The following is a 24,657-nucleotide window of genomic DNA, read 5'->3' as shown; positions in this document are numbered from 1 at the left end:
GGGTGCGTGTGGCCCCCGTGGGACGTCAGCGCCGTCTGCGGGTTGGGCCGTGGGTCTGGCCGTCATGGGGCGCGCTTCGTGCCGCTGCCGGATCGCGGGGCCGACCGTGCGGCGGGCTGCGTGAGGCTGGCGGGGGCGGCTGATGCGCGTGGTCCCCCTGGGCCGTCAGCGCCAACTGCGGCTAACGGGCCTGGGGCCAGCCGCCAGGCGGCGGGCTGCGGGCGGCCGACGTGCGCGCTCCCGTACGACGTCAGCGCCAACTGCGGCTAACGGGCCTGGGGCCGGCCGCCAGGCGGCGGGCTGCGGGCCGCAGGTGGCCGATGTGCTGGACCCTGTACGGCGTCAGCGCCGTCTGCGGGTGCCAGGTTGCGGGGCTCGGTGTCATCGGTGGGCTGTGCTGCGCTGTCGCCCGCACTTGGGCTCGTTCGGGTGGTGTGCGGTTGCTGGCGGTGACAGGTGCGCTCGGATGAGTGGATGGGGCGTACGGGATGTACTTGAACTAAAGACAATGTGGCACCCTGAGCCGGTGACGGGTTGGGCTGGGCCGGTGTCGGGGGCTTTGCGCGATGGGCGTTGACGGGTGGGACGAGTCACGCGGTGACGGTGACTCCGGAACCGGAGGGCTGACCTCGCCGCAGGTGCCGAGTCAGGGCGGGCGGGGTGGGATGGCTCCGGCCGGGGCGCCCGCGGATCAGAGCGTGCCCGCTCAGCGGGGTGGGAGTGTGCTGCCGCCTCGGGAGATGCCGCCCGCCGACGGTGTGCTGATCGAGCGGATGCGGGCGGGGGACGACTCCGCTTACGAGGAGCTGTACCGGCGGCACGCGGATGCGGTGCGCCGGTATGCCCGTACCTGTTGCCGTGACGGCCACACCGCGGACGACCTCACCGCCGAGGTCTTCGCCCGCATGCTGCAGGCGGTGCGCGGCGGGTCGGGGCCCGAACACGCCGTACGGGCCTATCTGCTGACCTCCGTGCGGCGCGTTGCCGCGCACTGGGGCAGGTCCGCGCGGCGCGAGCAGCTGGTGGACGACTTCGCCGTGTTCGCGCAGCAGTCCTCGCGTGGATCCGAGGTGTCCGACGACGCCGCTGTGGACCTGGGCGCCGATGTGCGGGCCCTGCACGAGGCCGAGCAGTCCATGGCCATGCGGGCCTTCCGCTCGCTGCCCGAGCGCTGGCAGGCCGTGCTGTGGCACACCGAGGTGGAGGACGAGTCGCCGAGCGAGGTGGCCGTCCTGTTCGGGCTGGACGCCAACGGCACCCGGGTACTGGCGAGCCGTGCCCGCGAGGGGCTGAAGCAGGCCTATCTGCAGGCTCACGTCAGCGCCTCGCTCGCCGGCGACGAGGAATGCTCCCGCTACGCCGACCAGCTCGGCAGCTACGCCCGCCGCAAGCTGCGCATCCGCGCCGAACGGGGTCTGCGCAAGCACCTGGACGAGTGCGCCAGGTGCCGCCTGGCGGCCGCGCAGATCGAGGAAGTCGCGAGCGGGATCCCCGCGGTGGTGCCGGTCGCGGTCATCGGCTGGTTCGGGGCCGCCGGGTATGCGAAGGCGCTCGGGATCGTCGCCGGGGGCGCCGGGGTGGGTGCGGCGGGTGCCGCGGCCGCTGCCGGTGGGGCCTCCAGTGGTGCGGGTGCGGTGGCCGGCGGTGGGTCCTCCGGTGGTGCCGGTGGTGGCGCGGCTGCCTCTGAAGGGCTCGGGGCTCCGGTCAAGGCCGGGATCGCGGCCGGTGTGGTCGCGGTGGCCGTCGCCGCGGTGGCACTGGCCGTGCTGAACGACAGCCACCCGACCAAGGAAGTGGCCGAGCCGTCGCAGACCCCGCCCGCCGTCGAGCAGCCGCAGCCGTCGGCACCCACGCCCACGCCCACGCCCACGCCGAGCCAGAGGAAGCCCGCGCCGGGGCCGGTGGCGCTTGTTCCCGAGACGGCCCCCACGCCAACTCCCTCTCCGACTCCCTCTCCGACGCCCTCCCCCACGGTCAGCCCCAAGCCGACCCCCACGCCCACCCCGACGCCCAAGCCGACCCCGACGCCCACCCCCACCCCGACCCCCACGCCGCCACCGGCTCCCGTCGTCTACGAGTGGAGCGATCTGCGGTACGACGTCAACGGTGACGGCACCCGGCCGGAGATGCGGCTGCGCGAGAGCAGTTGGGTGTGGCAGCGGTACGGGATGTCGATCGCCGGCAAGCAGTACGCGCGCGGTGTCACCGTGCACGGCCGGTCCTCGGTCACCGTCGACCTCAACCGTCAGTGCACGGCCTTCGACGCCCTGGCCGGTGTGGACGACCTGACCCTCGGACTCGGCAAGGTCTCCTTCTCCGTCTACGCCGACGGGGTCCGGCTGTGGCACTCCGGGATGGTCAAGGGCTGGGACGCGGCCGTGCCCGTCCATGTCGATCTGACCGGGCGCCGGACCGTACGGCTCGTCGTGGAGCCGCACAGCAACGTCCTCGACCGGGGCGCGCTGGCGGACTGGGCCGAGTCCCGGTTCACCTGCCGCTAGCGGAGCTCACGGGCGCGGGTGGTCGCCGGTGCCGCCAGTTCCCGCAGGACGTCCTCCGTGGTGAGGGACGCGCCCCGGGCTCGCTCGGCCGCGTAGCGGTCCGGGGTCAGCGCCGTGCGGGCCGCGGTGTCGACCTGCTCGGCCCGGGTGTACTCCGGCTCGGGGCGTGGGTGGCCGGCGCGCCAGTGCTCGGCGGCCGCGAACAGCCGGACCGCGCCCGCCAGGTCGCCGAGCCTGGCCAGCAGGACGGCGCCGACGTCCACCAGCCCCGCCGTGATCGACTCGGCGCAGCGCCGCTCCACCGCCTCGCGCAGCGCCTCGGCCACGATCGGCAGAGCGGGCCCGGGACCGGACTCGCCGGCCGTGATCAGGGCCTCGACCGTGCTCAGGGCGGCCGTGAACTGCGGTGGCGGGGTGCCGCCCGCCGTGACCGCGCGGGTCATGTCGTACAGCTCGCGCGCGTGGGCCAGGTCGCCGTCGTTCTCGGCGATGTGGGCCCGCATCATCAGGACGAACGCCCGGGACTCCGCCACCCCGTACACGTCGGCGGCCGTGCCGGCGTCGTCCAGGGCGGCGAGGGCGCTCGCGCGGTCTCCCGAGCGGTAGGCGATCTCGGCCAGCCGGGCCATGAGGAACGGCGACTCGGCGTAGGCGCCCACCTCGTAGGCGAGCCGCAGCGCCTCCTCGTACTCGGCGCGGGCCTCCTTGAACCTGCCGCGGGCCATGGCCGCCTCACCGGCCGCGCTGCACACCTGCGCCCGCATCCAGCGGTCCCCGACGCGCCGGCTGAGCTCCCGCAGCTCCGCGAGGTCCTCGTCCACGCCCCGCAGGTTGCCCGGCGAGTCGACGACCACATGGGTGCGGTACATCAGGGAGACGCCGATCTCCCAGTCCCCGCCGTATCTGCGGCAGTTGGCGACCGCGGCGGTCATGTCGGGTCCCACGTCGGCCGGGCCGCCCAGGTAGTAGGCGGTGAGCGGCCAGACGATGCCGGGCAGGCGGGCGGCCTGCGGGCCGCCGTGCTCGAAGCCGGCCCGCACCCGGTCGATGTACTCCGGGGCGCGGGGGTCGGCCGCGAGGGTCGCCGTGCTCGACTCGGAGGTCAGGAACAGGTCGAGCATCCGCAGGTCCATGCGCAGCTCCCGCAGCGGGTGGCCCGCCTCGCCGTCGGGTGCGGCGAGGAAGGCGCCGACCGGGTCGGCCGACTCCGTCAGCGCGACGAGACCGGCCTGTCCCGCGCCCTCGGGCAGGGTGTCGCGGGCGACGCCGAGGCGCAGCACCAGCCGCACCCACTCCATCGCCTCCTGCCGGTAGTTGCGCAGCCACCAGAACCAGCCGATCGCCAGGACGATCGCGCCCGCCTCCGCCTCGTCGCCGGCCCGCAACGCGCGGTCCAGGGCCGCGCGGATGTTGTCGAGTTCGCTCTCCAGGCGGCCGATCCAGGGCAGTTGGGCCGAAGAGCGCAGCTGGGGCTCTGCCTGTTCGACCAGCGCGCGCGCCCATGCGCGGTGGCGCCGCTCGGCCGCCGCGCGCAGCTCGGGGAGCTCGGCCGCGCGCTCGGCGGCGTACTCGTGGATGGTCTCCAGCATGCGGTACCGCATACCGCCGAGGGAGTCCGGGCCGTCCGGGGCGGCCACGACGAGGGACTTGTCCACGAGGGCGCCGATCAGCTCCGGCGCCGCGCCGGTGCACACGGCCTCGGCCGCCGTGAGGTCCCAGCCGCCGGCGAACACCGACACCTCGCGCAGCATCGTCCGCTCCCGCTCGTCCAGCAGGTCCCAGGACCAGTCGACGACCGCGCGCAGGGTCTGCTGGCGGGGCAGGACCGTGCGGCTTCCGGAGGTGAGCAGGCGGAAGCGGTCGTCCAGCCGGTCGGCGATCTGGCGCGGGGTCAGCAGTCTGAGCCGGGCCGCGGCCAGCTCGATGGCGAGCGGCAGCCCGTCCAGGCGGCGGCAGATCTCCGCGACGGCCTCGGTGTCGCGGAGCACCGCGTCGGCGTCGGGACGGACGGCCTGCGCGCGCTCGACGAAGAGACGGTGGGCCTGTTCGGGGACGAGGGGTTCGACCGGGCGCACCGACTCGCCGGGGACGCCCAGGGGTTCACGGCTGGTGGCGAGGACCGTGAGCCCGGGGCAGTGGGTGAGGAGGGTCTCGGCGAGCGCGGCGGCCGCGCCGATGACGTGTTCGCAGTTGTCGAGGATCAGGAGCTGGCTGCGCTGGGCGCAGTACTCGATCAGCAGGGTCGTGGGGTCGGCCTGCGGTGTCGCCAGGTCGTTGGCCAGGAGCACGGTCTCGCGCAGACCGAGGGCGCTGACCACCGCGCCGGGCACCGCCTCGGGCCGGTCGAGCGGGGCCAGCTCGACCAGCCATGCCTGGGACAGCCCTGCGGCGGCCTCCTCGGCGAGGCGGGTCTTTCCGGAGCCGCCCGGTCCGGTGAGGGTGACCAGGCGGGCCCTGTGCACGTCGGAACGAATGGCTTCGAGTTCGGGTTCCCGGCCGACGAAGGACGTCAGGCGGGGGCGTAGGTTGCCCGTCCGCTGCGGGGGGCGGGTGGGGGCCGGGCCGGCCGTGGGCGGCTGCCGCTGCAGCAACGAGGCGTGCAGGGCCTGCAGTTCCGGGCCGGGGTCGGTGCCGAGGGCGTCGGCGAGGGTGCGGCGGGCGGACTCGTACGCGGCGAGGGCGTCGGCGGGGCGGCCGGTGTCGCGCAGGGCGCGGATGAGGAGGGCGTGCAGGGGTTCGTCGTAGGGGTGGGCGGTGGTCAGTTCCGTCAGGTCCGGTACGACGTCCTGGGCGCGGCCCAGGCGCAGGCGGGCCTCGGCGCGGCCCCGGAGCGCCTCCAGGAGGAGCGCGTCCGGGCGGGCGGCGGCGGTGCGGTCCGGGAGGTCGGCGAGGGCGGGGCCGTGCCACAGGGCGAGCGCCTCGTCCAGGTCGCGGGACGCGGCCCGGGCGTCGCCGCGGTCCAGAGCAGCCATGGCCCTACGCACCAGGGACTCGAAGACGAAGAGGTCCACGTCGTCCTCGGTGGCGGCGAGGCGGTAGCCGCCGGGTGCCGAGGCCACGGTGTCCTTGCCGAGGGCCTTGCGGAGCCGGCCCATCAGGGCCTGGAGGGCGGCCGGGGCGTCCTCGGGCGGATCGTCCGCCCAGACCTCCCCGATCAGGGTCTGCGGGGCGGTGACCCGCCCGGGGCGCAGCGCGAGTGCGGTGAGCAGCGCGCGCAGGCGGGGGCCGCCGACCGCCTTGACGGTTCCCTGGTCGTCCTCCGCCTGGGTGACGCCCAGGATTCTGTACCGCACCGGCACATTGTCGTCGGAGGTGGGAGCGGAGGCACGGGGGTTTGTGTGCGCCCTGCGCGGGGTCGTACGGCGGCCTAGCCGCTCAGCCCCGCGGCTCCCGCGGCTCCCGCGCCCAGGGCGCCGCGGCGCGGTGCGATGCCCGCCGGTACCGCACGCGCGCGTGCGGGTGTGCCCGTCCAGCAGGTGCCTCGGCGGGAAAGAAGGCGGCGGAGCCAGAGTTCGAGGGAGATCAGGTCGGCCAGGCCGTCCAGGGGGAGTGGTTCGCCCTCTGCCGCCGCCCGGAGGGCCTTGCGGACCACCCGGGCCTCCACCAGGCCGGCCTCGGCCAGGAGGGGTGTGGAGAAGAGGTCCACCAGGGAGTCCGTCGCCACGCGCAGGCCCGCGCGCGCGGCCGCCGCGGAGGAGCCGTGGGAGGGGGTGCCCCAGCCGGGCGGGAGGTTGGTGACGCCGGCGCCCTCCAGGACCGTGCGCAGGACGGCGGAGCGGGCTCCGGGCTGGACGCGCAGGGCCTCGGGAAGGGCGCGGCAGGCGCGGACGACCTGGTTGTCGAGGAAGGGCGCGTGCAGGCGCTGGGAGCGGATCTCGGCGGCCTGTTCGAGGACGCGCAGGTCGGCCGCGTGGCGGGCCAGGACGGCACGCGCGCGGAACTCGCCGGGGCGCTGGGCGGAGCCCCCGGAGGAGCGCTCCGCCTCGCTCTGGAGCAGAACCGATACTTCAGCCAGTGCCTCCCCCGTCAGCCAACGCGCCGCCGGCCCCGGTCTCCCCCAGGTCAGCGCGGCGAGGGACGCGCCGACCGCACCCCCGGGCTCGTCGAAGCGGTGCCGGATCAGCCGCTCGGCGAGCAGCTCCAGCCCCGCCCGGTACGGGGTGCGCGCCAGCCGCCGGGCAGCGCCGTACACGCGCGCGGGGACCATCACCGAACCGTCGGCCCGGGTGAGCGCCGCGACCGGCCGCACCAGGTGGCGTCGTTTGCGGTCCATGAGGAGGTCCGCGAGGCGGGCGGGGTGGGCGTCCAGGACCTGGCGGGCGCCGTGGCCGGTGAAGTGGTCGGCGCTGCCCGCGGCGAGCCGGGCGCGGTGGCGGGCGGCCGTGACGAGGGAGGGGCCCGGCTCGTCGGTGAGGGGGCCGTCGAGGTCGGTGTACGGCAGGGTCTCCTCGCCGCCGGTCACCACCACGTGGTGCAGCCGCGGGTTGGCCGCGAGGGCTCCCGCGCGCTCCAGTTCGGCCTCGCGGCCGCCGACGGCCAGGTCGTTGAAGGTGACGGCGAGCAGCCGCTCCCCGGCGCCCGTGCCGTGGCCGAGCAGCGTGCCCGGCCTTCCGGGAAGCCCGGCGGCCAGCAGCGCCAGCGTGCCGGAGGCCGGTCCGCCGGACAGGTCGGCGCCGATCCCCGGCACCGGCGCCCCGCGCGCGGCCCGCCGCTCCGCGGGGCCCATGCCCGGCACCGGCCCGGGGTCGAGGTCGGGCACGTGCCGCGGCGCCGACAGCCGCGCGCGCACCGCCTCGACGAGCGCGTCCCGTACGGCGTCCACGGCGCGGTCGGGGTCGGCCGGGGGCGCGGCCACCGCGAGGGAGGCGACCGGCTCGTACCCGACGATCTCGCGTGCTCCGGCGCGCAGGACGAGGGCATGTCCCGGCGGAATGCGCCGTACGCCGTCGTACGGGGTGGTGTCGCGCAGGGCGGCCGGTACGTCGGGGGCGGCGAGCAGGGCCGCCAGGTGGCCGAAGTCGAGGTTGGCCTCGATGAGGTCGGCGAGCGGCAGCGCGGCCGTGGCGTAGGCCGTACCGCCGGCCCAGGGGGTGTGGAACACCGGGCGGGCGCCCGCGAGATCGCCGCAGACGGTGATCCGGCGGCCCACCTGGACGACGGCCGTGTAACTGCCGGGCCAGGTGGTCAGATGGCGCAGTGCGCCCCCGCGCGCGGTGAACAGTCCGCGCCGCAGCTCCTCGTCGGTCGCGCCGCAGGTGCCGAGGACGGCGATCCGGTTCTGCGGATCGGCCTTCACCACGCGGACCTCGTCCGGGCGCCAGTCGCCGACGGCCCACAGGGGATCGGGGTCGCCCCACAGGAGTTGGGAGCCGACCGGGTGCAGGGTCTCGCCGTCGTATCCGGTCGCGCCCGCGGAACCGATTCCGGAGGCGCCCGTGGCGGTGCTGCTCCAACCCACCAACCACCGCATCGACACCTCCACAGGCTGTGGACAACCAGCGCACCGCAGAAACCGGGTCCCCATGCTGCCATGAAGAACGCGCTGTGGAGGGGCGGTGGCGCCGCCTTCGATCGAGGGAACATCGAGGGAACACCGAGGAGAAGCCACGCGAGCGGGCGCGGGGTGGGCGGCTGAACTCCCGTACGGCTCACGGCGGACGACGGAAGAGCGCCAGGTGGGTGCGACGCGAATGCGCCCCCGATATGCGCCCCGAAAACGCCCTTCGCGCCCTCAAGTCCCGTGGTGGGAGCGGGAATCGCCCGTCGAGGCCTGGGTCGATTTTCAGCCAAATCGGCGACGGCCGCGCGAAATCGAGCACGCTCCGTACAGGCCTGCGGAGCGCCCGGCGGCACCGGAACGCGCACAGTCCGGGAGGCGGGCATCGCCTCCCGGACCGGTCCGCCACCCGCGGGGATGAAGGTGGCGGTGTCCCCCAGCCCACTGGATCCAGTACAGCGGGCCGACCCACGCATCAGCCATGGAACCGCTCCCCCGGTGGCCGGAGAAGAGCGCACGGACGGGCGCACGGCCACACGGGCGGGGGCACGCCGCGACAGCGTGTGCACGGTGCGTACAGGGCCGCACTCGCGTACGGACCACAATCCCGCCAACCGGAACAATGCCCCTTAACGCTTGGGATGCGGCGAACTACGCTGGGTTTACGAATGCCGCACGGTTATGCCAGCGCGGCAGCCGTCTGTGTCGAGGGGTGGCGCATGTCCAGGGAGCAACGCGGGCCGAACGAAAAACTCGGCACCGTTCTCGCCCTCGCGGGAATCAGCAATGCAGGACTCGCGCGGCGCGTCAACGATCTTGGCGCTCAACGCGGGTTGACGCTTCGCTACGACAAGACCTCGGTGGCGCGCTGGGTGTCGAAGGGGATGGTGCCGCAGGGAGCGGCGCCGCACCTCATCGCGGCCGCCATCGGCCAGAAGCTCGGCCGCCCGGTGCCTCTTCACGAGATAGGCCTGGCGGACGCGGATCCCGCGCCCGAGGTGGGCCTCGCCTTCCCCAGAGACGTGGGACAGGCGGTGAAGTCGGCCACCGAGCTGTACCGGCTCGACCTCGCCGGGCGCCGGGCCGGCTCCGGGGGCATCTGGCAGTCGCTGGCCGGGTCGTTCGCAGTGAGCGCATACGCAACGCCTGCCTCGCGATGGCTGATAACCCCCGCCGACAGCTCGGTCGCGCGGGAGGCGAACTCTGCCGAGGGATCCGGTGCACCGATCAAAGTCGGCCACAGCGATGTGCAGAAGCTGCGGGAGGCCGCGGAGGACGCCAGGCGCTGGGACTCCAAGTACGGAGGCGGCGACTGGCGTTCGTCGATGGTGCCGGAGTGCTTAAGGGTGGAGGCGGCGCCGCTGCTGCTCGGCTCGTACTCCGACGAGGTCGGCCGCGCCCTGTTCGGGGCCACCGCCGAACTCACCCGGCTCGCGGGCTGGATGGCCTTCGACACCGGTCAGCAGGAGGCGGCGCAGCGGTACTACATCCAGGCGCTGCGGCTCGCGCGCGCGGCCGCGGACGTCCCGCTCGGGGGCTATGTGCTGGCCTCCATGTCGCTGCAGGCGACGTACCGGGGCTTCGGCGACGAGGGCGTCGATCTGGCGCAGGCCGCCCTGGAGCGCAACCGGGGGCTGGCGACCGCGCGCACGATGAGTTTCTTCCGGCTGGTGGAGGCGCGGTCACACGCACGCGCGGGGGATGCGCAGGCCGCCGGCGCTGCGCTGAAGGCCGCCGAGGGGTGGCTCGAGCGGTCACGGGAGGGTGACAACGATCCTTCTTGGCTTGGTTTCTATGGATACGACCGTTTTGCCGCTGATGCTGCGGAGTGCTACCGGGATCTGAAGGCGCCCCGGCAGGTACGGAGGTTCACCGAGCAGGCGTTGTCCAAGCCGACGGAGGAGTTCGTGCGGTCGCACGGACTGCGGCTCGTCGTCTCCGCCGTTGCCGAGTTGGAGTCGGGGAATCTTGACGCGGCGTGCGAGCAGGGGGTGCGGGCCGTGGAGGTGGCCGGGCGCATCTCTTCCGCTCGGACCACCGAGTACGTGAAGGATCTTCTGCATCGGCTGGAGCCGTACGGGGATGAGCCGAGAGTGGTGGAGCTGCGGGAGCGGGCTCGGCCGTTGTTGATGGCTCCGGCGTGAGCGCGCGACACCCACCCTGCGTTTGAAGGCGCTGTCAGTGGCGCAGTGCACTATCGAGGTGGGAGGTGGTGCACGGTGCGGGTCGGGGCGTACGACTGTGATGTGCTCGTGGTCGGGGGTGGGATCGTCGGGCTGTCCACGGCGTATGCGATCACGCGGGCCGCGCCGGGGACGCGGGTGACCGTGCTGGAGAAGGAGCCGGGGCCGGCCCGGCACCAGACGGGGCGCAACAGCGGGGTCATCCACAGCGGGATCTACTACCGGCCGGGCTCGCTCAAGGCGCGGTACGCGGTGCGGGGCGCGGCCGAGATGGTGAAATTCTGCGCCGAGTACGGCATCGCGCACGCCGTCACCGGGAAGCTGATCGTCGCCACCGAGCGGGAGGAGCTGCCGCGGCTGCACGCGCTCGTCCAGCGCGGGCGGGAGAACGGGATCCCGGTGCGGGAGCTGGGCGCCGCGCAGATCGGCGAGTACGAGCCGGAGGTCCGGGGGCTCGCGGCCATCCACGTCGGGACGACCGGGGTGTGCGACTTCGTGGGCGTCGCCCGGCAGCTGGCGCGGGCCTCGGGGGCGGAGATCCGGTACGGGGCCCGGGTCGTACGGGTGGACCGGCGGCCGGAGCGGGGTGTGGCCGTGCTCACCGCGGGCGGGGACGTCGTGCGCGGGCGGGTACTGGTGAACTGCGCCGGGCTGTACTGCGACGAGGTGGCGAGGCTCACCGGGGACGAGCCCGAGGTGCGGATCGTGCCGTTCCGCGGGGAGTACTACGAGCTGGCGCGGCCCGAGCTGGTGCGGGGGCTGGTGTATCCGGTGCCGGATCCGGCGTTCCCGTTCCTCGGCGTGCATCTGACCCGCGGGATCGACGGGGGTGTGCACATCGGGCCCAACGCGGTGCCGGCGCTGGCCCGGGAGGGGTACGGGTGGGGGGTCGTACGGCCCCGCGAGCTGGCCGGGACGGTGGCGTGGCCGGGGTCCTGGGTGATCGCTCGGCGGCACTGGCGGTACGGGGCGGGAGAGCTGCGGCGGTCGGTGTCCAAGAGGGCGTTTCTGCAGGCGGTGCGGAGGTTGTTGCCCGCGGTGGAGGAGGGGGATCTGGTGCGGGCCCCTGCCGGGGTGCGGGCGCAGGCGGTGTTGCGGGACGGGACGCTGGTGGACGACTTCCTCGTTCGGGAGGGGGCTCGGGCTGTGCACGTGCTCAACGCGCCGTCTCCTGCGGCTACCGCTTCGCTGCCGATCGGCCGGGAGGTTGGGCGCCGGGTGTTGGAGATGCTCGGTTCGCCGTAGTGCCGTACCAGGGGGCTCCGCCCCCTGGACCCCCGTTTGCCCACCCGCCCACCCGACTCGGTAGATCGAGAAGGCGCCGTCCCGCCCCGGCTCGGGCCGGCGGAGAGGCGCCGTAAAATCGAGGCACTGTGTCTGATTCCCTCAATGCCCCCGAAGCCCCCCGGTCCGGTGCTGCCGCGCCGGTGTCCTCGCATGTTCCCGGTGTGTCCGTTCGGCAGAGTCGGGCCAAGGGGGAGCCGCGGTTTCCGGACGGGCCCAAGGCTGATCCCGCCGGGTCGCACTTCGAGCGGCGGATCCGGAGTTTCCAGCCGCGCCGGAGCCGGGTGACGGCCGGGCAGGCGGACGCGCTGCAGCGGCTGTGGCCCCAGTGGGGGCTGGACATCGACGGGCAGCGTGTCATCGATCTCGGCGAGCTGTTCGGGAACGACAAGCCCGTCGTACTGGAGATCGGGTTCGGGATGGGCGAGGCCACCGCGCAGATGGCCGCCGGGGACCCGGACACGAACATCCTCGCGGTGGACGTGCACACGCCGGGGCAGGGGAACCTGCTCAACCTCGCCGAGCGGCACGGGCTGTCCAACGTCCGGGTCGGGAACGGGGACGCGATCATCCTGCTCCGGGAGATGCTCCGGCCCGACGCGCTCGACGGGCTGCGCGTGTACTTCCCGGACCCCTGGCCCAAGAAGCGGCACCACAAGCGGCGGCTGATCCAGCCCGAGTTCCTGACGCTGGCCGCGACCCGGCTGAAGCCGGGGGCGATCGTGCACTGCGCGACGGACTGGGAGCCGTACGCAGAGCAGATGCTCGAGGTGCTCGCCGCGCATCCGGACTTCGAGAACACCCAGGCCGACGGCGGTTTCTCGCCACGTCCCGAGTTCCGGCCGCTGACCCGTTTCGAGGGGCAGGGGCTGGACAAGGGACATGTGGTGAACGATCTGCTGTTTCGTCGCGTACCGCATCAGCAGCAGTAGCAGCCCCTTCGTCCTGTCATCGTTAGGGTCGATGCCGTGGCCATCAGTCCTCCGTACCCGACCTACTCCCCCGGCACCGGAAGCGGAGCGCATCCGCACTGGTGGCAGCGCCGGTGGGCGCGCTACGGAGCGCTGATCACGCTGCTGGCGCTGTCCGGTCTGGTCATCCTCGCGCTGGTGCGCCGGCAGACCGGCACGGAGGGCTTCCTGGTCGGGCTGGGGCTCGCCGTCCTGCCCGTGCCCTGGCTCATAGCCGCCTTCCGGTGGCTGGACCGGGTCGAACCGGGCCCTTGGCGGAATCTGGTCTTCGCGTTCGCCTGGGGCGCCTGCGCGGCGGCGCTGATCGCCATCGTCGCCAACAGTTTCGCCACGAAGTGGATCGCCACCTCCACCGCCGACCCCGCCGGCGCCAACACGCTCGGCGCGACCGTGATCGCACCCATAGTGGAGGAGTCCGCCAAGGCCGCGTCCGTGCTGCTGGTCTTCCTCTTCCGCAGACGCGACTTCACCGGGATCGTCGACGGTGTCGTGATAGCCGGGGTCACCGCCACCGGGTTCGCGTTCACCGAGAACATCCTCTACCTGGGCACGGCCTTCGGGACCGACCAGCTCACCGGTGGCCGCGGCATCGCCTCCGTCACCGCCGCCACCTTCTTCGTGCGCATCGTGATGTCCCCGTTCGCGCATCCCCTGTTCACCGTGCTCACCGGCATCGGCTTCGGCATCGCCGCGCTCTCCGCGGAACGGCAGCACGTCCGGCGCGTCCTGGTTCCGCTCGGCGGGCTGCTGCTCGCGATGAGCATGCACGCCTTCTGGAACGGCGCCTCGGCCTTCGGCGAGTTCGGGTTCTTCGCCGTCTACGGCGCCTTCATGGTCCCCGCCTTCGGACTGCTGACGTGGCTCGCGATCTGGACGCGGCAGCGGGAGCTGCGGACCGTGCGGGAGGAGCTGCCGGCGTATGTGTACGCCGGGTGGCTGGGGTCATCCGAGCCGTTCGTGCTCGGGTCGATGCGGGCGCGGCGGATGGCCCGGAACCACGCCCGGCGGCACTTCGGGGGACGGCCCGCGGCTCGGGCCGTCGCGCAGTACGAGGCGTACGCCACCTCGCTGGCGTTCCTGCGGCACCGGGGGCGGCGGGGGCGGGCCGGGGCCGACTTCGTCGTACGGGAGCAGGAGTTGCTCGCCGAGCTGTGGCAGCGCAGGGACGTCGCTCGGCCCGCGCTGGAGTACGCCGCCAGGGTGGCCGCGCCGGCTCGGCCGTTGTACGGAGCGCCGGTGCCTTACTGGTACGGCTGTCCGGCGGCACCCCACCCTGCCTACAACCCGTATCGGTCGTAGCCGTACCGGTTGCGGAGAGTCGGGCACCGCCGGTTCACGCCGTCGTGGCTGAGCGCCGGCGCAGCGGACAGGAGGGTTCAGAAGGGGTTCGGGCGGAAGCCGGAGGAGTTCAGGCGGAGGCCTCGGTCAAGCGGTCCACTTCCTCCTTGGTCAGCTGCAGCTCCGCCACCCCCAGCAGCGCCGGCAACTGCTCCACCGTCCGCGCCGACGCGATCGGGGCCGTCACCGTCGGCTGGGCGGCCAGCCAGGCGAGGGCGACCGTGGCGACGGGGGCCTCGTGGGCGGCGGCGATCTCGTCCAGGGCCGCGAGGACCTTCTGGCCGCGCTCGGACTCCAGGTGCTTGGCGGCCGAACCGGCGCGGGCGCTGTCGACCGTCGTACCGGGGCGGTACTTGCCGGTGAGGAAACCGGAGGCGAGGGCGAAGTACGGGACCGCCGCGAGGCCCTCACGGGCGGCGAGGTCCTGCAACGGGCCCTCGTAGGTGTCGCGGGAGACCAGGTTGTAGTGGGGCTGGAGGGCGACGTACCGGGCCAGGCCCTCGCGGTCGGAGAAGTCCAGGGAGGCCTGGAGGCGCTCCGCCGAGATGTTCGAGGCGGCGATGTGCCGGACCTTGCCCGCCTTCACCAGCTCGTCGAGCGCGCCGATGATCTCCTCGACCGGGACTTCGGGCTTGTCGAAGTGCGTGTAGTAGAGGTCGATGTAGTCGGTGTCCAGGCGGCGCAGGGAGGCGTCGGCGGCCGCCTTGATGTTGGCCGCGGTCAGGCCCTGGTACTCGGGGTGCTGGCTGACCTTGGTGGCGATGACGACGTCGGAGCGGTTGCCGCGGGCCCTGACCCACCTGCCGATGATCGTCTCGGACTCCCCGCCCTTGTGGCCCTCGATCCACGCCGAGTAGGAGTCGGCGGTGTCGACGAGGTTGCCGCCGGCGGCCGTGTAGGCGTCGAGGACGGCGAAGGAGGTCTCCTCGTCGGCGGTCCAGCCGAAGACGTTGCCGCCGAGGGCGAGGGGGAAGACCTCGAGGCCGGAGGAGCCGAGTTTGCGCAGAGAAGTCATGCTCTACGACAACACCGGCGGTGGATGATCGCATTCCACCGCCGGTGCCAAGTTCCCGGAAAAGAAGGACGTGTCAGGGGTTGAGGCCCTTGCCGCGCAGCCACGTCATCGGGTCGATGCCGGTGGCCTGGCCGCCCGGGTGGACCTCCAGGTGGAGGTGCGGGCCGGTGACGTTGCCGGTGGCGCCGACGCGGCCGATGACGTCGCCGGTGCTGACCTTCTGGCCGACGGAGACGCCGATCGAGGACTGGTGGCAGAACCACAGCTCGGTGCCGTCGTCGAGGGTGAGGACCGTGCGGTAGCCGTAGGAGCCGGCCCAGCCCGCCTGGGTGATGGTGCCGCCGTGGATCGCCTTGATGAGGGTGCCCGTGGGGGCGGCGAAGTCGAGGCCGGTGTGGTAGCCGGAGGACCACATCGATCCGGGCTGCCCGAAGGTGCCGGTGATCGTGTACGAGACGACCGGCAGCTTGTACTGCTTGGCCAGTGCGGCCAGGCGCTCCTCCTCGGCCTTCTTCTTGGCGGCGGCCTCCGCCTCCGCCTTGGCGTCGGCGGCCTTGGCGGCGGCTTCCTTCTCCGCCTTGGCGGCCGCGTCGGCGGTCTGCTTCTGGGCGGCGGCGACGGCGGCCGCGGTGGCCTTGGTGTCGGCCTTGCTCTGCTGCTGCTCGGCCTGGGCCATGATCCGGTTGCGCAGGGCCTCGCCCGCGTCGCCCTGGTCGCTGTCGGCGGAGTTCGTGCCGACGTTGCTCAGTGAGGCCGTGGTGGCCTTGGGCGCGTCGGAGGCGGAGGAGTCATCGCCGAAGAGGGAGCCGACGGAGTCCAGGTCGGGCATGGAGATGGACACCGGCGGCTTGCCGGTGTTGGCGCTGGCCATGCCGCCCGCGCCGACGGCGGCGATGACACCGACGCCGAGGACCGTGGAGCTGCGGGCGAGTCCGCCGCCGCGCTGCTTGGCCACGCGGTGCCGACCACGTACCGGCCGTATGGACTCCTCGGTGGGGTTCCACTCCTCCCAGGGGCCCTCGTCGGTGCGCTGAGCGCCGAAGTAACCGAAGGCCTCGGTCTCGGTCTCGCTCGGCATGAACGGGGCTTCTGGGGCAGGCCGGTTGGACGCCACGAAGGCGCACTCCTTTCCTTCCTCCGCCTACCGGGTTAGCTGACGGGTTCGGAGCAGGAAGGTCTCCTACGCGCGTATACCTGCCGTGCTTCCACGGCGGCATCCGCGTGATTCACCCCAAGGTGGTGGTTCCCCGGTTCCCTTGCGGGATTCGGCGCGTGCGCACGGAGCCGCCTCTTGTGACGGCTGGGACGACCGCGCTGCGTTATCGAACGTTAATAGACCCGGACGTCAGATTCCAAGCCGTTCCACTTGATCATTAACGGTTTTCGGGGCGGACGTACGCGTCACGACCGGCGGAAAACGGGCGAGTTGACCGGCGTCCAGGAGTCTCAGCACTTTTGATGGTGTCTCAGATGTTATGCGGAGGGCTTCCGCCCGATCACCTTGGGTGACAGTGCCGGGGCGTCAGGGTCGCCGTACGGCCAGCAGCGCCATGTCGTCCGTCATCCCGCCTCCGGAGTGCCGGCGCACTTCCGCGGCGAGGCGGCCGAGCAGCGAGCGCGGGTCGGGGAAGCGGCGTCCGGCGAGCCGGCGCAGGGGGTCGTAGAAGTGGCCGTGGGCGTCGCGGGCCTCGGACAGGCCGTCGGTGTAGAGCAGCAGGGTGGCGCCGCTCGGGAAGCCGGACTCGGTCGCGCGGTCGGGCCACAGGCCCAGGTCGGCCATGCCGAGCGGCAGCGCGGGTTCGTGCCCGGCCAGGGTGCGCAGGCTGCCGTCGTCGTGCAGCAGCAGTGGCGGCGGGTGGCCGCGGTTGACGATCCGGACGACGCCGTCGTCGCCGCCGCCGCTGCCGCGGTGCGGGAGTTCGGCGAGGACGGCGGTGGTGAAGCCCTCGAAGGCGTCGACCCCGTCCCGCCGGGTGCCCTCGCGGGCCAGCGCCCGCTCCAGCCGCGCGGCCACCGCCTCCAGCGTGGTCTCCTGCTCGGCGGCCTCCCGGAACGCCCCGATCACCACGGCGACGGCGGCGACCGCGCCCATGCCCTTGCCGCGCACGTCCCCGACGACCAGGCGTACACCGTGCGGGCTGTCCTGCACCGCGTACAGGTCGCCGCCGATGAAGGCGTCCTCCTGCGCGGCCTCGTACCGGACCGCGATGTCGAAGCCGGCGATGCGGTCGTCCGGTTCGGGCAGCACGGCCCGCTGGGCGGCCTCGGCGATCTCCCGGGCGGAGGCGAGCCGCTGGTCGCCGAGGCGCAGGACGCGGTTGATGGCGGCGGCCAGCACCGCGACCGTGGCCACGGTGACGACCTCGGTGATCGTGTGCACGTCCGAGTCCAGGCTGAACCAGGTGTGGACGACGACGGTGGCGAGCAGAGCGGCGAGGCCGGTGAGGAGCGTGGTGCGCAGCGAGGACAGGGGCGCGGCGATCAGCGGGGCGGCCGTGAAGAAGGGCACGGCGGTGAAGGCGCGCGGGGTGAGCAGGTCGTACAGGACCCCGGCGGCGATCAGGAGGGCGGGCAGGGTGCGGGCCAGGGTGCGCGGGGTGAGGCGGCGGCTGCGGCTCATGTCCGGCGGCAGGGGTGCGCGGTCCGCGCCCGGGCCGGGGTCCGGTGCGGGGTCGACCGGGAGTCGGCCCCCGGCCCTGGCGTTCGGGCTCTCCTCCAGCTCACCAGGGCGCACCGCTCGTCTCCCGTGTTCTTGACGTACGTCCAGCGTGGCGGGAGCGGGGAGGGCGGGCGACTGCTGTGGACCGAGCGGATGACCGACTGTGACGTATGACACTCGGCATCATGCCGAGGGGTGCCGGGAAACACTCAGGGCCGGAATCCGTTGCCTGGATTCCGGCCCTGAGTCTTCAGTAGCGGGGACAGGATTTGAACCTGCGACCTCTGGGTTATGAGCCCAGCGAGCTACCGAGCTGCTCCACCCCGCGTCGTTGTGTCTCAAGAGTACCCCATGGTCGGAGTGCAAAGCACACGGGTTTGCGTGAGGTGCCGTTCAGGGCAGCAGGTGGGCGTTCGGCTCCTTCGCCAGGGCCTCGTACTCCGGCAGCACCACGGCCGCCACGCCCGCGCTCTGCAGCACCCCGGTTCCGTCGGCCGCCGTCACGAAGGTGTCCGGCTCCCGCCAGGCGGTGACCACCCGCCGTACACCCGCCCGCAGGATCAGCTCGGCGCAGGGGGCGGGGCGGGAGGCGCGGCGGGTGCAGGGCTCCAGGCTGCTGTAGACGGTGGCGCCGGGCAGGCGCGGGTCGGCGGGGTCGGTCTTCGCGAGGGCCGCCTCCTCCGCGTGCACCACGGGGTCGCCGCCCTCGCGCGAGTGACCGCGGGCCAGCTCCGTGCCGTCGGCCGCGACCACCACGGCGCCGACGCTGAAGGCGGTCCGCGAGGGCGGGCACAGGGCGGCGAGTTCGCAGGCGGTGCGCAGCCAGTGGCGGTCGGCGGCGACGGGTTCCGGGCCGGTGCCAGGTGCGGTGGGCTCGTAGCGCATGAGGACGACGTCCTCGATCCGGCGGGTCTCGGTGAGACGGAGCCGGCCGCCCTGGTACGACCCCGGGCCGAACAGGCGCGGAGCCGCCGGGTCGCCGACGAACAGCGGGGCGAGGACCAGCTGGAGTTCGTCGGCGAGGCCCTGCTGGAGGAGCTGGGTGTGGACGGTTCCGCCGCCCTCGACCATCAGGCGCCGCACCCCGCGCACGTCGTGCAGGTGCTCCAGCAGGGCGCGCCAGTCGAGGCCGGGGCCGAGGGAGACCACGTCGGCGGTCCGGCCGAGGGCGCGGGCGGCCTGCCCGGCACCCTTGTCCGTCGTGTACACGAGCTTCTCGCCGCCGGTGTGCCAGAAGCGGGCGGCCGGGTCGAGGTCACCGGAGGCGGTGACGGTTACCTTCAGCGGGTACTCGGGCCTGCCGTCGGCGGTGCGGGCCGCCCTGCGCTCGGGTGAGTTCACCAGCAGGCGCGGGTTGTCGGCGCGGATGGTGCCGGCGCCGATCAGGATGGCGTCGACCGAGGCCCGTACCTCGTCGACCCGGTCGAAGTCGGCCGGGCTGGAGAGCAGGAGCCGGTCGGGGCCGGTGTCGTCCAGGTAGCCGTCGAGGGAGACGGCGGCGGACAGCAGGACGTACGGGTACGGCATCGGCGCGGTCTCCCTGGTGAGCGGTCACGAACTGACGGTCTTGGCGGTCTTGGCGGTCTTGGTTCAAGTTTGAAACAAACTTACACTGGTGGCATGACGACCCGCTGGCTCACCCCCGAGGAGCAGCGCGCCTGGCGCGCCTACATCGCCGCCTCCCAGCTTCTGGAGGACGCGATCGACCGGCAGCTCCAGCAGGAGGCCGGCATGCCCCACCTGTTCTACTCCGTGCTGGCCAACCTGTCCGAGGCGCCCGACCGGCGCCTGCGCATGACCGATCTCGCCGAGACGCTGAAGATCACGCGCAGCAGGCTGACGTACGCGGTGACCCGGCTGGAGCGGGACGGGCTGGTGCGACGCGAGGACTGCCGCTGGGACAAGCGCAGCAGTCTCGCGGTGCTGACGGACGAGGGGACGGCCGTGCTGGAACGTACGGCGCCCGGGCACGTCGAGACGGTCCGCGCGACCCTGTTCGACCGGCTCACGCCGGAGCAGGTGGGGCAGTTGGAGGAGATCTGCACGGGGATCACGCGCGGGCTCCAGGGCGACGACACCGAGGCCGGGGCGGGCGACGTCCCGTGGCGGCGCCGTTCGTCCTGTTCCTCGGCCCGGCCGGCCGACTCCTGAGTCACACGAGAGAACAATTGCTTTAACTTTTAAGCATGAGGTAGGGTCCCTGCGACCGACTGCTTCAAATATGAAGCAAGCTCACCCGGAGGACCCGCATGCCCGACACCCCCGCCGCCACGCCGCGCGCCCGCGTCCGGGTACCGCTGCACTTCCACGACGGCTACCGCGCCGACGCCGAACTCGTCACCTTCCACGGACTGGCCGACGGCCAGGAGCACGTGGCCGTCGTCCTCGGCGACCCCGGCCCCGTCCCGCTGGTCCGGCTGCACTCCGAGTGCCTGACCGGGGACGTCTTCGGCTCGGCCCGCTGCGACTGCGGTCCCCAGCTGCGCGAGGCGGTCGAGCGGATCGCCGAGCGCGGGGGCGTCCTGCTCTACCTCCGCCAGGAGGGGCGCGGCATCGGCCTGTACAACAAGCTCGACGCCTACGCCCTCCAGGACCAGGGCCTCGACACCTACGAGGCGAACGCCGCGCTCGGCCTCCCGGAGGACGCCCGCGACTACACGGCCGCCGCGCAGATGCTGCGCGCCCTCGGCATCGGGGAGCTGGACCTCCTCTCCAACAACCCCGACAAGGCGGAGCAGCTGCGCTCCCTCGGTGTCCTCGTACGGGACCGGGTGCCGACCGGCGTCTTCACCACGGCCCACAACGTCCGGTACCTGCGCGCGAAGGTCCTGCAGACCCAGCACACGCTGCCGCTGGGGGAGTTGACGGAGCTGAGCGCGGGCTGAACCGCGAGTCGGCGGAGCTGACCGTGGGCTGGTGTCGGCGCGGCACGCCCTCCGCCGGGAGTTGATGCTCAACGCGGTGCCGCGGCGGCCACGCGGTCGGTGGGCAGGCCGCGGGCCGGCGTCGTCATCGTCGGCATCAGGACCAGGCCGGCGTCGGCGCCCATGACCATGCCCGGCACCACGACCCGCGACACGGGCACCCCGCTTTCCCGGCCTGCAGCGCCACCAGCGCCGTCCCGAGGGCACCCGCCGCGATCCCGGGCGGGATCAGCCGGCGCGGTGACACCCGGTCGCCCGGCGGGAGGCGGACGCGTCGGTGCGGCCCGTCAGGCCCTCTGGCCGGCCGCCTGGTCCGTTTCGTGAGGCTGCCTGTCGGGCACGTCCGCGGACAGGGCGGCGGCGAAGCGGGGCCAAGTCAGCAGGACGATCGGGTAGATGGCGTAGCCGATGCGGGTCGCCGGGGACAGCACTATCGCCAGGGCCAGACCGAGTGCCAGTCGGTCGGCACCGGCCACGGCGCTGCGTGGCGGGCGGATCAGGAGCGAGAGGCCCACACCCGCGGCGCTCAGTGCGATGAGTGCCACCGTGACCGCCTCGCCGTGCGGGACCAGCACAGCGATCAGATGCCCCAACAAGGGGCTCTGCGCGGACGATGCGGTGGGGCCGAGACCCAACGGGTAGAGGACGACGTTGCGGTAGAAGGCAGCGCTGTCCGCCAGGGCCACGGGCAGGACGGTGACCAGGGCGATCCCCACGGCTCCCCCTGCGCACTTGAGTGCGGCTCGCCGTCCGCCGCGCACCGCCAGGACGGCGACGAGCACCGGAATGGCCGGCCAGGCGGTCCACTTCAGCGCGGCCGCCGCCCCCAGGGCCAGCCCGGCCCGTCCGGCATCGCCCCGCTGCGTGAAGGCCAGGGCCAGGCACATCAACCCGATGACCGGCGGGTCCACGCCACCGATGGTGAGCGGTAGCGCGACGACAGGACATGCGATCAGCCACAACAGGCCCGTCCTACCGGTGACCCCGCGCGGGCGGCCGACCCGACCGGCGTCCGCCTCCCGGCCGTTGGTCAGCACCCGTATCGCGCCCGCCACAGCGGCCAGGAAACCGACGAGGAACCACAACCGGGCGCTGGTGAACGGGATGTCGCCGAACAGCATGTGCGGTATGCCGAAGCACGTCATGCCAGGGAGGTAGGGATTGAAGTCCCGCACCATGTGCGGTGTGTGGCGGTACGGGCTTCCGGAGGCGAACAGCAGGTCGGCCGCCCGTTCCACAACGCCGACCTCCATCTGCTCCTTGCCGATCACCGTCAGGTACAGCAGGGGCACGACGACCGCACCGACGACCGCGACCACGGCGGGCGCCGGCGCCCACGGCGCGGACGACCTCGCCGCGACCAGTGCGGCACAGCCGTAACCCAATGCGGCCGCCAGCCCCCATGCTTCCTGCGAGGTGTCGGCGGGCGACAACAGGCCCACCACGAGTGCGGACACGGCGCAGACCACCAGCACTGGCCAGTCCCACCGTCGCCCGGCGCGCGGCGACTTGCCGGTGGCGGCGGTGCCCGACTCCCGTGTGTGAACGGCAGTTGACATCAGGCACCGGCCTTTCGCCTGATGCGGACGCCGAGGTCGGCGGCGCGGTGCCGCCGTTGACACCTGACGGATCCGGCGAGGCCGAGTGGAGGGGGGTTGGTGATCATGGCGCAACCTTGCAAGTTGGTGTGTACACGTCATATACGCACGCACCATCGGCTGCGGCTGTATGCGATCTTCACCTCATGGGTACCCGCGGCCTCCGACGCGGCGAGGCGGTCGGCCTGGAAGACAGCGAAACGCGTCCCCGGGTTCCGTCCGGCAGTCACCCAACCGCCCGCCCCGGCAGCAACCGGTCCGCGGGCCGCGGACACATCCGCTCGCGCAAGACCCCGAAAACGAGTCAGCGCCCGAGTCGACCGAAGCCGACCCGAGCGCTGCACAGCAGGTCAGAGGGGGGTAACCCCTCCCCCGCAGCCGTAGGCCCTGTGGGACTCGAACCCACAACCAATGGATTAAAAGTCCACTGCTCTGCCAATTGAGCTAAGGGCCCAGGCGATGTTGCCTGTCCGAGCATAGCCGGACGAGGCCGTGTCGCCGATCGGGTATCGAGGACGCGGCCGCGCCGGAAGGGTGAAGGTTACTTTTCGACCAGTTCGGGGGACCGGGTGCGGGCCGGATCGAGGAACCAGTGGCGGGCCGAGGCCAGCCACCACGTGGCGGCGAAGCCCAGGACGACCAGGACGGCGGCCGGGGCGTAGTTGAAGGTCTTCCAGGTGACCGGGGAGACCTGGGGGAGCATGAAGAGGATCGTGATCACCGCGACCCAGGCGACGGACACGATGCCGACCGGGACCGACCAGCGGCCCAGGTGCCAGGGGCCGCGCTCGAAGGCCTCGCCCTTGCGGACGCGCAGGAGGGTCGGGATGACGTAGGCGATGTAGAGACCGATCACCGCGATCGAGGTCACCGCCACGTAGGCCGTGGAGTTGATGAGGTAGGGAAGGCCGAGGGCGAGGGCGCCGAGGGCGGCCAGCCAGACCGCGGCCACGGGGGTGCGGGTGCGTGGGCTGACCGTGTGCCAGATGTGCGAGAAGGGCAGCGCGCCGTCGCGGGAGAAGGCGTAGATCATGCGGCTGTTGGCGGTGACCGAGGCCATGCCGCAGAAGAGCTGGGCGCCGATCACGACCAGCAGCAACAGCTTGCCGGTCGTCGCTCCCAGGGCGTCGAGGAGGATCTGGGCGGGGGGTGCACCGGTCGGGGACGTCAGCTCCTTGTCGTAGGACTGGATGGCGAAGGTGAAGCCGAGCAGGAGGACGAAGCCGGCTATCCAGGAGGTCCAGATCGAGCGGACGATGCCCTTCGGGCCCGCCGTGGACGCGTCGTGGGTCTCCTCCGTCATGTGGGCGGAGGCGTCGTAGCCCGTGAAGGTGTACTGGGCCATGAGGAGGCCCAGCAGGACCACGTAGAGGCCGCTGCCCCAGCCCGTCCCGTTGACGAACTTCGTGAAGACGAAGGACGCCGACCGGTGGTGGTCGGGGATGAAGGCGAGGGCGCCGACGATCACCGCGACTCCCAGGACGTGCCACCACACGCTCACGCTGTTCAGGAACGCGACGATCCGCACGCCGAAGGTGTTCAGCAGGCCGTGCAGCAGCAGGATGGCCGCGAACAGCAGCACCGTGCGGCCGGGGGTCACGACGAAGTCGAACTGGAGGTTCAGGTAGGCGCCGAGGAAGGACGCCGCGCCGAAGTCGATGCCCGCCGTCACCGCCACCTGGCCCAACACGTTGAACCAGCCCGTGAACCAGGCCCAGGCCGCCGCCGAGCGCGGGGGCGCGAGACGGTGGGCCCAGAAGTACAGGCCCGCCGACGTGGGATAGGCGGAGCAGATCTCGGCCATCGAGAGGCCCACGAACAGGGTCATCAGGCCGACCGCCACCCAGCCCCAGGTGATCACCGCGGGGCCGCCGGTGACCATGCCGAAGAGGTACAGGGTGAGACAGCCGGACAGGACCGAGATGATCGTGAAGGACACGGCGTAGTTCGAGAACGCCGACATACGGCGGGCGAGGACCTGGGTGTAACCGAGCTGGGCCAGCCGTTCCTCGTCCGACAGCCCGGCCGCTTCCCTGCTCGCTCTTGCGTCATCTGTCATGTCCCCAGCGATTCCCTCCCGGGCGTCGTGACATGCGTCACAGGGGTCTCGCTCCGGCGTGGATTCCGGGTCCGTGGCCGCCTGTCCGCCTGTCCGCCTGTCCGCCTGTCCGCCTGTCCGCCTGCTGAAACGGTCCGCCAGGCGCGCTCGGCCGAACGAAACGGCTGCGGGCCCCGGATGATCCGGGGCCCGCAGCCGTGTTCGTTCACCGGCCGGAAGGCCGGTCACTTCTCGTCCTGTCAGCCGTTGCGCTTCCAGCGCGGCTTGTCGTCGCGGCGGCCGAAGGAGCCGGTGCCGCGGTGGTCGTCACGACGGCCGTAGGGGCGGTCGGGACCGGCGGAGCGGAAGCCCGGGCGGTCGTCCCGACGGTCGCGGTTGAACGGACGGTCGCTGCCCCGGTGCCCACCACGCTCGTCCCGGCGGAAGCCGCCGCGGTCGTCACGGCGCTCGAAGGAGCGGGCACCACGGTCCCGGTCGAAGGGCCGACGCTCGTCGCGACGCTCGAAGGAACGCCCACCACGGTCACCCCGGTCGTCGCGGCGCTCGAAGGAGCGGCCACCACGGTCACCACGGTCGTCGCGGCGCTCGAAGCCACGCTCACCGCGCTCACCACGGTCCCGGTCGAACG

Annotated in this window: 16 protein-coding genes, 2 tRNA genes, 1 pseudogene and 1 riboswitch; of the genes and pseudogenes, 7 read left to right on the top strand and 12 right to left on the bottom strand. The window is 72.8% G+C overall.

The window, feature by feature from the left end:
• The first annotated feature begins 566 nt into the window (after window positions 1–566).
• Complete coding sequence (locus tag ACWC5O_RS11905; protein ID WP_450586416.1) at window positions 567–2,501, top strand: sigma-70 family RNA polymerase sigma factor; 1,935 nt, start codon at window positions 567–569, stop codon at window positions 2,499–2,501.
• On the opposite strand, the gene ACWC5O_RS11900 is transcribed toward ACWC5O_RS11905, so the two are convergent.
• A complete protein-coding gene (locus ACWC5O_RS11900) occupies window positions 2,498–5,794 on the bottom strand; it encodes a BTAD domain-containing putative transcriptional regulator (RefSeq protein WP_450586414.1) in 3,297 nt (1,098 codons plus the stop codon). The genes ACWC5O_RS11905 and ACWC5O_RS11900 overlap by 4 nt on opposite strands.
• A 74-nt stretch (window positions 5,795–5,868) precedes the next feature.
• Window positions 5,869–7,971, bottom strand: coding sequence for an asparagine synthase-related protein (locus ACWC5O_RS11895; protein WP_450586412.1), 2,103 nt, complete (start codon window positions 7,969–7,971; stop codon window positions 5,869–5,871).
• 746 nt (window positions 7,972–8,717) lie between these two features.
• Here ACWC5O_RS11895 and ACWC5O_RS11890 point away from each other — a divergent pair.
• The 4 genes from ACWC5O_RS11890 (at window position 8,718) to ACWC5O_RS11875 (ending at window position 13,735) form a co-directional block, all read left to right on the top strand.
• Window positions 8,718–10,142 (top strand): MFS transporter, encoded by a 1,425-nt coding sequence (locus ACWC5O_RS11890; RefSeq protein ID WP_450586440.1) that lies wholly within the window; start codon window positions 8,718–8,720, stop codon window positions 10,140–10,142.
• 75 nt (window positions 10,143–10,217) lie between these two features.
• On the top strand, window positions 10,218–11,426 hold the full coding sequence (gene lhgO, locus ACWC5O_RS11885; protein ID WP_450586410.1) for an L-2-hydroxyglutarate oxidase: 1,209 nt from the start codon (window positions 10,218–10,220) through the stop codon (window positions 11,424–11,426).
• A 128-nt stretch (window positions 11,427–11,554) separates the two neighbouring features.
• Complete coding sequence (gene trmB / locus ACWC5O_RS11880) at window positions 11,555–12,397, top strand: tRNA (guanosine(46)-N7)-methyltransferase TrmB (RefSeq protein WP_450586408.1); 843 nt, start codon at window positions 11,555–11,557, stop codon at window positions 12,395–12,397.
• 36 nt (window positions 12,398–12,433) lie between these two features.
• The gene (locus ACWC5O_RS11875; RefSeq protein WP_450586406.1) at window positions 12,434–13,735 is read left to right on the top strand and encodes a PrsW family intramembrane metalloprotease; all 1,302 of its coding nucleotides are present in this window, start codon (window positions 12,434–12,436) and stop codon (window positions 13,733–13,735) included.
• Between the two features lie 109 nt (window positions 13,736–13,844).
• On the opposite strand, the gene ACWC5O_RS11870 is transcribed toward ACWC5O_RS11875, so the two are convergent.
• The 5 genes from ACWC5O_RS11870 to ACWC5O_RS11850 form a co-directional block, all read right to left on the bottom strand.
• Complete coding sequence (locus ACWC5O_RS11870) at window positions 13,845–14,789, bottom strand: aldo/keto reductase (protein WP_450586404.1); 945 nt, start codon at window positions 14,787–14,789, stop codon at window positions 13,845–13,847.
• A gap of 73 nt (window positions 14,790–14,862) precedes the next feature.
• Window positions 14,863–15,903: a M23 family metallopeptidase gene (locus ACWC5O_RS11865; RefSeq protein ID WP_450586402.1), complete on the bottom strand. Its 1,041-nt coding sequence runs from the start codon at window positions 15,901–15,903 to the stop codon at window positions 14,863–14,865.
• Window positions 15,904–15,912: 9 nt separating this feature from the next.
• Window positions 15,913–16,070: riboswitch (cyclic di-AMP (ydaO/yuaA leader) on the bottom strand.
• Window positions 16,071–16,311: 241 nt separating this feature from the next.
• Window positions 16,312–17,523: a PP2C family protein-serine/threonine phosphatase gene (locus ACWC5O_RS11860; RefSeq protein ID WP_450586400.1), complete on the bottom strand. Its 1,212-nt coding sequence runs from the start codon at window positions 17,521–17,523 to the stop codon at window positions 16,312–16,314.
• Window positions 17,524–17,702: 179 nt separating this feature from the next.
• Window positions 17,703–17,776, bottom strand: a tRNA-Met gene (locus tag ACWC5O_RS11855).
• 65 nt (window positions 17,777–17,841) lie between these two features.
• A complete protein-coding gene (locus ACWC5O_RS11850) occupies window positions 17,842–18,975 on the bottom strand; it encodes a dihydrofolate reductase family protein (protein WP_450586398.1) in 1,134 nt (377 codons plus the stop codon).
• A 93-nt stretch (window positions 18,976–19,068) separates the two neighbouring features.
• Here ACWC5O_RS11850 and ACWC5O_RS11845 point away from each other — a divergent pair, with 93 nt between their 5' ends.
• The gene (locus ACWC5O_RS11845; RefSeq protein ID WP_450586396.1) at window positions 19,069–19,599 is read left to right on the top strand and encodes a MarR family winged helix-turn-helix transcriptional regulator; all 531 of its coding nucleotides are present in this window, start codon (window positions 19,069–19,071) and stop codon (window positions 19,597–19,599) included.
• 98 nt (window positions 19,600–19,697) lie between these two features.
• Window positions 19,698–20,333 carry a GTP cyclohydrolase II gene (locus ACWC5O_RS11840; RefSeq protein WP_450586394.1) on the top strand — a complete coding sequence of 212 codons (636 nt, stop codon included), beginning with the start codon at window positions 19,698–19,700 and terminating at the stop codon, window positions 20,331–20,333.
• A gap of 68 nt (window positions 20,334–20,401) precedes the next feature.
• Here ACWC5O_RS11840 and ACWC5O_RS11835 read toward each other — a convergent pair whose 3' ends face one another.
• The 5 genes and pseudogenes from ACWC5O_RS11835 to ACWC5O_RS11815 all read right to left on the bottom strand — a co-directional run.
• Window positions 20,402–20,533 (bottom strand): hypothetical protein, encoded by a 132-nt coding sequence (locus tag ACWC5O_RS11835; protein WP_450586392.1) that lies wholly within the window; start codon window positions 20,531–20,533, stop codon window positions 20,402–20,404.
• Between the two features lie 126 nt (window positions 20,534–20,659).
• Window positions 20,660–21,931 (bottom strand): glycosyltransferase 87 family protein, encoded by a 1,272-nt coding sequence (locus tag ACWC5O_RS11830; protein ID WP_450586390.1) that lies wholly within the window; start codon window positions 21,929–21,931, stop codon window positions 20,660–20,662.
• 420 nt (window positions 21,932–22,351) lie between these two features.
• A tRNA-Lys gene (locus ACWC5O_RS11825) sits at window positions 22,352–22,424 on the bottom strand.
• 87 nt (window positions 22,425–22,511) lie between these two features.
• Entirely contained in the window at window positions 22,512–24,029 is a 1,518-nt protein-coding gene (locus ACWC5O_RS11820) for an amino acid permease (protein WP_450586388.1), read from the bottom strand.
• Between the two features lie 239 nt (window positions 24,030–24,268).
• Window positions 24,269–24,657 (bottom strand): annotated as a pseudogene (locus ACWC5O_RS11815) (DEAD/DEAH box helicase); the annotation flags it as partial.

It is taken from the genome of Streptomyces sp. NPDC001450 (assembly GCF_053597295.1).
Note: the sequence above shows the minus strand (reverse complement) of the source record. Positions and strands in the feature narration are given on the sequence as shown.